The organism is Pararhizobium sp. IMCC3301 (assembly GCF_030758315.1).
GTDB lineage: Bacteria > Pseudomonadota > Alphaproteobacteria > Rhizobiales.
The window spans coordinates 2758743-2770728 of sequence record NZ_CP132336.1 but is presented as its reverse complement, the minus strand read 5'-3'; the positions used below and the strand labels follow the sequence as shown (position 1 = coordinate 2770728).

6 protein-coding genes are annotated in these 11986 nt (G+C 57.5%); 3 read left to right on the top strand and 3 right to left on the bottom strand.

Annotated features, from left to right (window positions below):
• Window positions 1–56: 56 nt before the first annotated feature.
• Together RAL88_RS13425 and purH are read left to right on the top strand one after the other, a co-directional pair.
• Window positions 57–1910: a heparinase II/III family protein gene (locus RAL88_RS13425; RefSeq protein ID WP_306264138.1), complete on the top strand. Its 1854-nt coding sequence runs from the start codon at window positions 57–59 to the stop codon at window positions 1908–1910.
• A gap of 50 nt (window positions 1911–1960) precedes the next feature.
• The gene (purH, locus tag RAL88_RS13420) at window positions 1961–3577 is read left to right on the top strand and encodes a bifunctional phosphoribosylaminoimidazolecarboxamide formyltransferase/IMP cyclohydrolase (protein WP_306264137.1); all 1617 of its coding nucleotides are present in this window, start codon (window positions 1961–1963) and stop codon (window positions 3575–3577) included.
• Here purH and RAL88_RS13415 read toward each other — a convergent pair.
• Window positions 3549–4919: an MFS transporter gene (locus RAL88_RS13415; protein ID WP_306264135.1), complete on the bottom strand. Its 1371-nt coding sequence runs from the start codon at window positions 4917–4919 to the stop codon at window positions 3549–3551. The two genes, purH and RAL88_RS13415, sit on opposite strands and share 29 nt — an antisense overlap.
• Window positions 4920–4974: 55 nt before the next feature.
• Entirely contained in the window at window positions 4975–9753 is a 4779-nt protein-coding gene (locus RAL88_RS13410; RefSeq protein ID WP_306264133.1) for an NAD-glutamate dehydrogenase, read from the bottom strand.
• A gap of 357 nt (window positions 9754–10110) precedes the next feature.
• Between RAL88_RS13410 and RAL88_RS13405 the strand changes: the two genes are divergently transcribed.
• Complete coding sequence (locus RAL88_RS13405) at window positions 10111–11070, top strand: AEC family transporter (protein ID WP_306264132.1); 960 nt, start codon at window positions 10111–10113, stop codon at window positions 11068–11070.
• Here RAL88_RS13405 and gluQRS read toward each other — a convergent pair.
• A complete protein-coding gene (gene gluQRS, locus RAL88_RS13400) occupies window positions 11046–11930 on the bottom strand; it encodes a tRNA glutamyl-Q(34) synthetase GluQRS (RefSeq protein WP_306264131.1) in 885 nt (294 codons plus the stop codon). The two genes, RAL88_RS13405 and gluQRS, sit on opposite strands and share 25 nt — an antisense overlap.
• Window positions 11931–11986 lie beyond the last annotated feature (56 nt).

The window sequence follows — 11986 nt, the reverse complement described above, 5'->3', positions numbered from 1 at the left end:
CCGGCATGCAATTTTTTTAACACCAAAGGATTTCGCGGTTGGCAGACGCGCGCAGAATGGTTGAAGTCAGAGTACCCGGCGTCTTCGCCGGACGGTTCCGCTTGTCCGGTGTGGTGTTGCGCGCGGCCGTACAATCCTACAAACGCAGTTTCCATTCAAGTTCGCTGTATCGCTGGCGCTACGGCGGACCTGCGCCCGAGCGGCTGCTGATTGCACCACCTGATGTGCGCACCGCTGATCCGACAATCGCCTCGGAACTGATTGACGGCACATTCGTTTTTGCCGGCGAAGTGGTTGATGCCCCCAATTATTCACCGTTCGAAGTTATTCCGCCGACCCTGGCTTGGGGCCGAGAAATCAACGGCTTCTCCTGGTTGCGCCACCTCAAGGCGACAGATAATCCGGCGGCCCGGCAGGTTGCTCGGGAACTGGTTGAAGACTGGATTGAAATTCATGGCCGATGGGACGATCTGGCCTGGGAACATGATGTCACATCGACACGCATTCTGGCCTGGCTGGCCCAGTCACCGCTGATCCTGCAGGGCAGTGATCACGAATTTTACTCCACTTTCCTGAAATCTCTCAACCGCCAAGTGCGCTATTTGCGCCGCATCGTCAACGAATTGCCGCCCGGTATGCCGCGCCTGAAAGCATCCATCGCGCTGGCGGCTGCAACCTTGTCGATGTCCGGTCAGAAACGCTATTCGCGCACCAGCGCCAGACGTCTGGATGAAGAGCTGAACGCGCAGATACTGCCCGATGGCGGCCATATCAGCCGCTCGCCTGCCGTGATTATCGATATCCTCACCGACCTGCTGCCCTTGCGTCAGGCCTTTACCGCCCGCGGCCTGGAGCCGACCAAGGCAATCATGACCGCGATTGACCGGATGATGCCGATGCTGCGCTTTTTCCGCCACGGCGACGGTGCATTTGCGCATTTCAACGGTATGGGCGGCACCAAATCCGATCTCATCGCCACGTTGCTGGCCTATGATGATGCGCGCGGCAAACCGGTTCTGCAGGCCAAACATACTGGCTACAGCCGCATGGAAGCCGGCAGCACAATTCTTATTGCCGATACCGGTGGAACACCGCCGATGCGCCTCAGCGAAAAGGCCCATGCCGGCACATTATCGTTTGAATTTTCCAGCGGCCGACAGCGAATCATAACCAATTGCGGTGCGCCCTCGGCACATCTTGCTGATTGGCATCAGATGACCCGCTCGACCGCCGCCCACAGCACGCTGGGCCTGAACGACACATCCTCGGCCCGCTTCCTGACAGATTCCAGTGCAGAAAAATGGCTGGGCCCGGTGGTCATTTCAGGGCCGGAAGACGTTCGCTCGACTATTTATGAAAACGAGCGCGGCCATGAACTTGTCATGAGCCATGATGGTTACGCTGCCCTTTTCGGACTGGTTCATGAGCGCACGCTTATTCTGGAACAGGATGGCAAGAGCCTGTTCGGCGTCGATACGCTGTCGGGCCGCCCTATCGAAGGCTATGATGAGTTCGCCATCCGGTTTCACATTCATCCAGGTGTTTCCGCCAACATGACGTCCAGTGGCGAAAGCGTGTTTTTGTCCTTGCCGAATGGCGATGCCTGGGAATTTGAAGCCACACCCGGCGTCGACATCGCGCTGGAAGAAAGCATCTACATGTCCGAGACATTCGGCCATCGGCGCAGCGAACAGATCGTAATTTACGGCAATGCCGGCAAAATGAATTCAGTGACATGGTCATTTGTGCAGTCCGGCAGTGCCCGCTCGCGGCCGCTGTCGGAAGTGGATCTGGAAGAGGCCATGCGGCTGGAAGAAGAGAATTACGCCGCAGAGCCGCATTTTGTTGATGAGCCAGAACCGGATGATGACGCTGAATCCGATGATGAAGTGGTTGGCAAAGACGCTTAGCTGCCGTAAGCAGGGCGCACTTTCCATCACCCATCATTGCGAGCCTTTCCATGTCTGCGCCCATCGCCAAAGCGATCACATTTCCGGATATCGTTGCGGTCAAAACCGCACTGCTGTCTGTCTCCGATAAAACCGATCTCATCCCCTTCGCCCGGGCGCTGCATGATCAGGGGGTTGAGCTGATCTCAACCGGGGGCACCTACAAAGCCATCTCGGATGCCGGCATTGCAGTGCGCGATATTTCATCGGTGACGGGCTTTCCGGAAATCATGGATGGGCGGGTGAAGACCCTTCATCCTTCCGTGCATGGCGCACTGCTGGCACTTCGCGATGATCCCGATCACCAAAAGGCCATGGCACAGCACGGCATTTCGCCGATCGATCTGGTTGTGGTGAATCTGTATCCATTCGAAAAAACCGTCGCGTCCGGAGCCGATTACGCGAATTCGGTAGAGAACATCGATATTGGCGGCCCGGCAATGATCCGCGCTGCCGCGAAGAATCATGGCTATGTCTGCATCGTTACCGATACGGCCGACTATGAAATGGTCGGACATGCCATTGCCGAACAGGGTGGCCTGACGCTGCAGGCGCGCAAGAAGCTGGCGGCACGCGCCTATGCACGTACTGCCCGTTATGACGCCGCCATCAGCACCTGGTTTGCTGGCCAGCTGGACGATCAACTGGGCAACGAGCGGGCCTTTGGCGGAACGCGGCATCTGCAGTTGCGCTATGGGGAGAACCCGCACCAAAAGGCGGCTTTCTATCGCAGCGATGAACCGCGCAACGGCGTTGCCACTGCCATCACCCTGCAGGGCAAGGAATTGTCCTATAACAACATCAATGACACCGATGCGGCCTTTGAGCTTGTCAGCGAATTCAACCCGGCTGACATATCGGCCATTGCCATTATCAAACATGCAAATCCATGCGGCGTTGCCACTGCCGGCACATTGAGTGAAGCCTACCGCAAAGCGCTGGCCTGCGATCCGGTATCGGCCTTTGGCGGCATTGTCGCCCTCAATCAGACACTGACTGCGGACATCGCCGAACAGATTTTGAAAACCTTCACCGAAGTCATCATCGCACCGCAGATTGATGAGGCCGCCAAAGCTGTTCTGGCGAGAAAACCCAACATTCGTGTGTTATCCGCAGGTGGCCTGCCGGACCCGCGCGCCAGTGGACAGATGATCAGATCGGTGGCCGGCGGATTGCTGGTTCAAAGCCGCGATAATATCTGTGCCGCAGATCTGGATTTGAAAGTGGTGACAAAACGCGCGCCGACGCCTGAAGAACTTGCCGACCTGCGCTTTGCCTTCACCATTGCAAAACACGTCAAATCGAATGCCATTGTCTATGCCAGAGACGGAGCCACGGTGGGTATCGGCGCGGGACAGATGAGCCGGGTGGATTCAACCCGCATTGCCGCGCGCAAATCGGAAGACGCGGCGAAGGCCCTTGGCGCGCCAATGGCCCTGACACAGGGCTCGGTGGTCGCATCTGATGCGTTTTTCCCGTTTGCCGACGGATTGCTGGCGGCCGCCGAGGCCGGGGCAACCGCGATCATTCAGCCCGGCGGATCGATGCGCGATCAGGAAGTGATTGATGCGGCAAATGCAGCCGGACTGGCGATGGTGTTTACCGGCGTACGGCACTTCCGGCACTAGCGGCAAAGCCGAGGACCACAAAACCGGCAATCAGAAACCCGATCAGGGCGCTGATGCCGATGCGCTGGGATTGTGAAAATGCCGTCAGCAGACCGACCGCCAGCGGTCCGGCAAAACTCGTTACCTTGCCAACCATGGCGTATAGTCCAAAAGCGCTGGTGCGCTCTGTCGGTTCGGTGATTTCCGCCAGATAGGTGCGGCTGGCGGATTGCAGCGGACCCGCGGCCGCGCCAATCACGCCGCCAATCAGATAATAGCTCAACTCGGCAATACTGCCGGACACCGGCACAACGAACAGAATGGCGGACTTTTCAACAGACAGGATTGCGAGGGATGACAGGATCAGGATTATGATACTGCCTCTGATGACGGCGATCGAGCCCAGCCGGTCGTTTAGCCGCCCACCAATCAGCGCCCCGGCAACGCCGGTAATGGTAAGAAAAATCCCGAACAGGCCAAGCTTCGTCGTGTCCCAGCCAAACACGCTTTGGGCGTAAATTCCGCCAAATGCAAACAACGCAATCAGACCATCGACATAGAGCATATGCGCCAGCAGATAGAGAAACAGCCTAGCATCCTGACGCGCCTGTTTGATGCGCGTGAGCAAATCACCGATGCCCTGCCGTGCCGCAGACAACAGACTGATGCCGTGTCGCCGCGCCGTGTCCGGCGTAAACAGAAACAGCGGCAGGACAAAAACCACATACCACACTGCAGTCAGCGGCCCGCTGGCGCGGGTGCCTTCGGCCAGACCGGGATCAAGACCAAACAGCGGCACCATGCCGAGCAGGGTTCGGCCGCTTTCGGGCGCGGCCACCAGAAAGCCGAGCATGATGACAAGCGATGCAAGCCCCCCAGCATAGCCAATCGCCCAGCCGGTGCCTGACAATCGGCCAAGACGCTCCGGCGGCACCAGATCCGGCATCATTGCATTGGTGAACACGGTGGCAAATTCAGCGCCGATGGTAACCAGAATATAGCTTACGAGAACCAGCAGGATGGCACCGGTCTGCACGGTCACAACGCCGTCGGCAGCGTTTGACAAAGGGGCGGAAAACCACAACAAAAACGCCCCTGATACCAGCAGAACCGAGAATGCGGCGATCCAGGGTTTGCGACGACCTGTGACATCGGCAATTGAGCCGAGAATTGGCGACAGCACGGCAATCAACACGCCCGCCACTGCTGTTGCGTAGCCCCAATAGGCCTGGCCCGCGACCCCGTCGCCGATAAACCGGCCGGCAAAATACGGCGCAAAGATAAAGGTGGTGATCAGAGTGAATACCGGCTGTGTCGCCCAGTCGAACATCAACCAGCCGAAGATGCCTCGTCTTGAAACCATCATCGCACCATCCCCGGCTCGTTCCGCTGCTGAGATGGCACCATGGCGGCCGCGATCAGCTTTGCGCCAGATCGGACAGCAGGCCGGCAGCGACAGCTAATTTGGAAACGGTCAGCGTGCCGTTGTCCACCACCTCTTCCACCGCCTGTATTGTGCGCTTGATGTTGGATTCATGCCCCGCCATCCACAGCGACGCATCGGCTTTTCCATCCGGTACGGCCTTCAGCACGTCTGTTGTGATTGCGCGGTGAGCTTCGCCCAAAACCTGCCTGGCACGCTGCACAGCCAAACCGTCAAAATATTCCGTGATCGGAATAGTCTGCGCCAGTGCGTCCAGACGGCCGAGTTTGAATATCCCGGCAACGTCAAGATATGCCTGGGCGACATGTTGCAGCGAGCGTCCGCTCTTTTCAGCGACCAGCACAATATCGGGCAACATGGCTTCCAGCGGCAAGGCGGCAAGGCGTCCGGCGAGATGTTCGGGAACTCCGCCTTCGCGATAGCGCGCCCTGGTTTCGGCAACCTGCTCCTTCAGATAATCCGGCAGATATGGCGTCAGCTCGCCACGCAAGGTGCCGATACCATTGCCAAAGAGCTCCACAACACTGGAAATGCCAGAGCTGAGATCGGCATTTTTCAGAAACCAGATAATCTGACCGATCAACAGCGCACGGATATTGGCATACAGCTCAAGCTGCAATTTTCCGTCAATCAGCGTGTCCAGCGCATCAATGTCCTCATTCAGATCGGTCAGTTGGAAACTGTCACGCACAATCGCAAAGGCGTGGGTGATTTCAGCCGGTGTCGCTCCGGTCTGATCGCTCACCCGTGTGAGAACGGTGGCACCACCGCGGTTGATCAGCGAATTTGCCAGCATGGTGGCGATGATTTCGCGCCGCAGCCTGTGGCCCGAGATTTCATCGACATAGGATTTGCTCATTTTCTGCGGGAAATAGCGCAATAGTTCCTTCGCCAGATAAGGATCATCCGGCACATCGGAAGCCAGCAAATCGTCAAACAGGACAATTTTTGCATAGGCCAGCAACACCGCAATTTCCGGACGTGTCAGCGATTCATAGCTTGACTGGCGCTCATTCATGGCGGCATCGTCCGGCAGCAATTCCACCGCCCGGTCGAGCAGGCCCCTTCCCTCCAGCTGATGCATCAACCGGGCCTGAAAGCCAAAATCTTCCATGCCCTCGCATTCGGTCAGCGACAAAGACAGGGTCTGCAGATAATTGTTGCGCAGCACCAGGTCTGCAACTTCATCTGTCATCGAGGCCAACAGGCGGTTGCGTTTCTTCAGATCAAGCCTGCCGCTGCGGATCGCCGCTCCCAGCGCGATCTTGATATTGACCTCCATATCGGATGAATTGACGCCTGCTGAATTGTCAATCGCATCCGTGTTCACGCGGCCGCCAAGCTTGTCATATTCAATGCGTGCGCGTTGCGTGACGCCCAGATTTGCGCCCTCGCCGATGGCTTTGGCCCGCACCTGGGGCGCAGAAACACGAATCGCGTCATTGGCCTTGTCACCAACATCCGCATCCGTCTCTGTACTGGCGCGGATATAGGTGCCGATGCCGCCAAACCACAACAGATCTGTGTCCAGCTTCAAGATGGCAATCATGATTTCGTTCGGCGTAGCCTTGTCTGCCGGAATGTCGAGCAGAGCTTTCATTTCAGCTGACAGGGCAATGGATTTCGCACTGCGCGGAAATACACCGCCGCCTTTGGAGATCAGCTTGTTATTGTAGTCCTGCCAGGACGACCGGCCCATCTCATACAGCCGCTTGCGTTCTTCCCAGCTCGTCCCGGTATCAGGATCTGGATCAATGAAAATATCGCGGTGGTCAAACGCAGCCAGCAGTTTTGTCGCCTTCGACAGCAGCATGCCATTGCCGAACACGTCGCCCGACATGTCACCGACACCGCAAACCGTGAAGGGCTCGGTCTGGATATCGCGGTTCAACTCGCGAAAATGACGTTTCACCGCCTCCCAGCCGCCACGGGCGGTAATGCCCATTTTCTTATGGTCATAGCCGGCTGATCCGCCCGAGGCGAACGCATCGCCCAGCCAGAAATCATGGGCTTCTGAAATGGCATTGGCGGTATCGGAAAAAGTGGCTGTGCCCTTGTCGGCGGCGACCACCAGATAGGGATCATCGGGCTCATGGCGCAGCACCTGATCCGGCGGCACCACCTTGTCCCCGTCCAGATTGTCGGTGATCGCCAGCAGGCTGCTGATAAAAGTCTTGTAAGCGTTGCGACCAGCCTCGAACCAGGCTTCGCGTCCGGCCTGTGGATCAGGCAATTGCTTGGGGTAGAACCCGCCTTTGGAGCCAACTGGAACAATCACGGCATTCTTGACCTGCTGGGCTTTCACCAGCCCGAGCACTTCGGTGCGGAAATCCTGCGGCCGGTCCGACCAGCGCAGCCCGCCGCGCGCGACTTTGCCAAAGCGCAGATGCACGCCTTCCACCTGAGGACTGTAGACAAAGATTTCGCGGAACGGCCGCGGTCGCGGCAAATCTTCGACTTTACGCGAATCGATTTTCAGCGAGATCACCCGTTCCGGGCTGCCATCCGCATTCTGTTGGTAGAAATTGGTTCGGACACTGCTTTTGATGACATTTGCGAACCGCCGTAAAATCCTGTCATCATCGAGGCTGACCACATCATCAAGGGCAGCAAGAAACTGCTCGAACAAGTTCTCTTCAACCGCCGGATCGGCATTTGCCGGATCGAACCGGGCGTGAAACAGGGCAACCAGTTCTGCGGCTATGGCACTGTAGCGGTTGAGGGTCGACCACATATAGTCCTGAGAAAACGGAATCCCGGTCTGGCGCAGATAGCGCGAGATGGTGCGCAGCAGGGCAATGTCCCGCCAGGCAATTCCGCCATTCAGGATGAGGGCATTATAACCGTCATTTTCGGCACGGTCCTGCCAGATGGCAAGGAAACACTCCGTCAGTTTGCCGCCCAGCGCTTCCAGACTGAAAGCACCGGAATTGGCCAGCAGCGTCATGTCATAGAGAAACACAATCGGACGCTCGTCCGGGGTAATCTGGTAGGTCCGCTCGTTAAGCGCAGCAAAACCCATATTCTCCAGCAACGGCACCCGGTTTGACAATGGCAATGCCTGTCCGGCGGAATAGACTTTCAGGCTGACGCGGTCTTCCGCCATCCCGGCATCCCGGCTGAAGGATATCGAGATGTTTTCCACTTCTCCCATAGCATCCAGCCGCGCAATATCCTCCACCGCGTGGGCACCGGAAAATGCGTACTGATAGGCCGCCGGAAACGCACCTTCGTAAAGTCCGGCGGTGGAGTTGCCGAGCGCGGCTCTCAGATCATCATCCCAGGTGCGGGCAATCTTGCCGACTTCGGCTTCCAACTCGCTCTGGGCCGGTTTTGGTGTCTCGCCTTCCGAGCGCCCGATGATGAAATGGACGCGGGCCATATTGCCTTCGGGAAAGGCGGGATAAAAGGCCGACAGGCGGCCCTTATAGACCTGTTTCAGATATTCGCCGATACGGGTGCGAACTGTCGAGTTGTAGCGATCGCGTGGCACATAGACCAGCACCGAGACAAACCGGTCAAATTTGTCCAGCCGCGACAAGACGCGCAAGCGCGGCCTTTCATCCAACTGTCTGATCTTGTCGGCAAATTCAGACAGGGTTTTCAGATCGATCTGGAATAATTCGTCGCGTGGATAGCTTTCCGCCACATTCAGCAGCGCCTTGCCGGCGTGGCTGTCCTTGTCGAATTCCGAATGCTCCAGCAGCATTTCGACTTTCTGGCGCAGCATCGGGATCTGTTTGACCGATCGGGTATAGGCGGTCGAGGTGAACAGTCCGACAATGCGCAATTCACCGGACAACTTGCCTTTCTCATCAAACGTCTTGATGCCGACATAGTCCATATAGGCCGGGCGGTGTACCCGCGATTTGACGTTTGCCTTGGTGATAATCAGCGGTTCCGGCGTCATGAAGAACTCGCGGATTTCCGGCGTCATCGTCACCAGTTCCCGGCCACGGCGCAACACCCGCACCTCAGGATCGCGCAATATACCCAGGCCACCGCTTTTGACACGCTTCAGCGTGCCCCGCTTGGGGCCGCCGGAAAAGGCATAATCCCGCATGCCAAGAAAGGTAAAGTTCTGATTGACCAGCCATTCCAGGAAAGCGACGGCCTCATCGATTTCATTTTCCGGAAGTGGTGGCGGGTTGGTCTTGTAATTCAGAATGGTTTCTTCAAGGCGCAGCAGCATCGCCTTCCAGTCCTGCACCGCCATGCGGACATCCTTCAGCACCAGATGAAGGTTTTTCTCCAACTCATCGACTGCGTCTGACCCGGCCAAATCGTCAATTTCTATATGGATTATGCTTTCCCGGTTGGCGCGGGATTGCTGGGTCTTCTTGTGTTGGGCTTTGAGGCTCTCAAGAGTTCCGTTTTTATCGCGGGTGACCGACAGCACCGGATGCAGCACCAGGGCAATGTCAACGCCGGTTTTCTGCAGTTCCGACATCACGCTGTCGAACAGAAACGGCATATTGTTGTTGACAATCTGGACCGCCAGCCCGCCAGGACGGGCGTTTGACGCATGCAGCGAGACATTCGCCGTATCGGCTTTGCGCTTCGCCAAGGCGCCATGGGCATCGCGGACAATCCCGGCAAGCTCGCCGGTGGAAAATCCCGCCAAATCTTCCGAGGCTCCATTATCAAACAGAAGTCCGGCAAAGTCCGCCAGTGGCCGTTCTCCGCTTTTCGTCAATGCGGATTTGACAGCGCGTATGATACCGTCACGGTTCGTGTCTTTCGCCAGGCTCATAAAAGCTCCCTCATTGCCCTTTCAGCATTCCGTCCCGGAGCGGGGAATGAGATGCAGGCAAATCACTCATTTTTTGCCAGCCTAGAGCCTATTTTTTGAATGTCTAGTCATTTGACTGGCCATGCGCACCCACCGCTCAAGCGCATTTCACACCGTGGCCGTCACGACCGGAAGTGGCGTGTAACAGTGGCTGGCCAGCAGACAATTCCGGCCTGCTGAGATGCATGCAAAATGATGCGTCACGCCAGAAATGGCTCGTGCCTGGACAGTTCCACCGGGGAAATTGCCAGCAAGAGTCCTTGTCATTTCCAGAGCTAACCGGATAAAGAGAGCCTCTCCACTGGTAGGATTCTTTCCTTGGAACTGATTGTCACAATTGTCTTGCCGGTCTTCGGTCTCATCGGCCTTGGCTGGCTGGCGGCGCACAGCGCTTATCTGAAACCGGAAACCGGCGACGGATTGATCGATTTCGTGTTTCGCGTCGCTGTTCCGCTGCTGATTTTCCGCACCATTGCCACCGCCGACTTTACCGGCGCCCAGCCCTGGAGCCTGTGGGCGAGCTATTTTTCCGGCGTCGTTGTCACCTGGGCGCTTGGCACGCTGGTTATCCGCCGGGTGTTTCACCGCGATGCCCGAGCTGGCGTCGTAGCCGGTGTGTCAGCGGCCTTTGCCAACACTGTTCTGATCGCCATTCCGCTGGTTCTGACCGCTTATGGCGATGAAGGGGCTGCTGCCGTATTTCTGCTGATTTCCATCCATTTGCCGCTGATGATGCTGGCAGGAACCCTGCTACAGCAGCGCGCCATGCGGCTGGATGGCCTGTCGGAAGGACATGTAAATCTGGCCGAAACCCTCCGCACCACGGCGTTGAGCCTCGTCGGAAACCCGATCATCGTTGGCATTGCCGCAGGCGGGGTGTGGTATCTGCTGGACCTGCCATTGACGGGACTGCCGGAAACGCTGGTCGCGCGCCTCGGACAAGTGGCCGGAACCCTGGCACTGTTTGCCATGGGCATGTCGCTCAGGCGTTATAAGATCTCAGGCAATATTCTGCCGGCCATCTGTCTGTCGGTGATGAAACTCAGCATCATGCCGGCGGTGGTTCTGGTCGCAGCGCTCTATGTGTTTCCGTTGCCGGTTGTATGGGTCAAGGCGATGGTCATAACCGCAGCCTGCCCGGTTGGGGTCAACACATTCCTGATCGCAAGTTATTTCAAGACCGGACAGGCGCTGGCCTCCAACGCCATCACCATTTCAACAGGGCTTGGCGTTGGAACAGTGGCGTTGTGGCTTTACATCGTTGAACTGGTGGTCTGAGGAGCGGGCCAGCCGATCCGCTGCAGCAGTTGATCCCGTGTCATGCCTTCTGCCCGCAGTGCTCGAAGCGAGATGGATTTGTCGGATTTTGACAGTTTCCGGCCGTTCTCGTCCAGAATCAGCCTGTGGTGATGGTACAGCGGTTGCGGCAGCCCCAGCAGATCCTGCAGCATCCGTTGCACCGTGGTGTTTTCCAGCATATCGAGGCCGCGGACAATGTGGCTGACCCCGATCAGCTGATCATGCACCACAGTTGCAAATGTGTAGACATCGTCACCGGATTTGGCACGCAGGACCACATCGCCCCAATCGGCAATGGCACGCTCTTGCATGTGCTCCGCGCCGGTTTCGTCAAATTCTGTCCAGGACACCTTGTCCTTGCCCAGAAGCTGCGCTGCAACGCCGATGCGCAGCCGTTCCGCTGCAGCGCCATGGCTGGTGCTCTCCTGCAGACTTGCCGGGTAAAACGGAGCGCCATCAGGGTCCTTCGGCCACGGCGTTCCCGTGTCGCGCTCATAAGAAACGGCAGCATCCTTGATCTGCCTGCGTGACAGATGCGCCTGAAACGTCAAATCCTTCAGACGCAATGTCTGCAGACAGGCGTCAATCTGTGCCCTTGCATCGGTAAAGCGCACAGGATCGCCCGACCATTCAATGCCGAGCCAGTTCAGATCATCCAGAATCTGCGCTTCGAATTGCGGTCGGACCCGGCTGCGGTCGGTATCGTCGAACCGCAACAGCATAACTCCGCCCAGCGTGCGGGCCAGGTGCTGATTGGTCAGGGCGGACAGGGCATGGCCGATATGCAGTTCCCCGTTTGGACTCGGTGCAAAGCGGAAAACGGGTTGCGAGGCAGGCATTTTCTGTATCAAAATCAGGGTCTCTCAATTGTGCTGCCACCATGGCGCAATTTCCG

Coding starts and splice junctions, on each gene's coding strand:
- RAL88_RS13410 (WP_306264133.1), bottom strand. CDS start 9,753: ATGAGCCTGGCGAAAGACACGAACCGTGACGGTATCATACGCGCTGTC.
- purH (WP_306264137.1), top strand. CDS start 1,961: ATGTCTGCGCCCATCGCCAAAGCGATCACATTTCCGGATATCGTTGCG.
- RAL88_RS13425 (WP_306264138.1), top strand. CDS start 57: ATGGTTGAAGTCAGAGTACCCGGCGTCTTCGCCGGACGGTTCCGCTTG.
- gluQRS (WP_306264131.1), bottom strand. CDS start 11,930: ATGCCTGCCTCGCAACCCGTTTTCCGCTTTGCACCGAGTCCAAACGGG.
- RAL88_RS13415 (WP_306264135.1), bottom strand. CDS start 4,919: ATGGTTTCAAGACGAGGCATCTTCGGCTGGTTGATGTTCGACTGGGCG.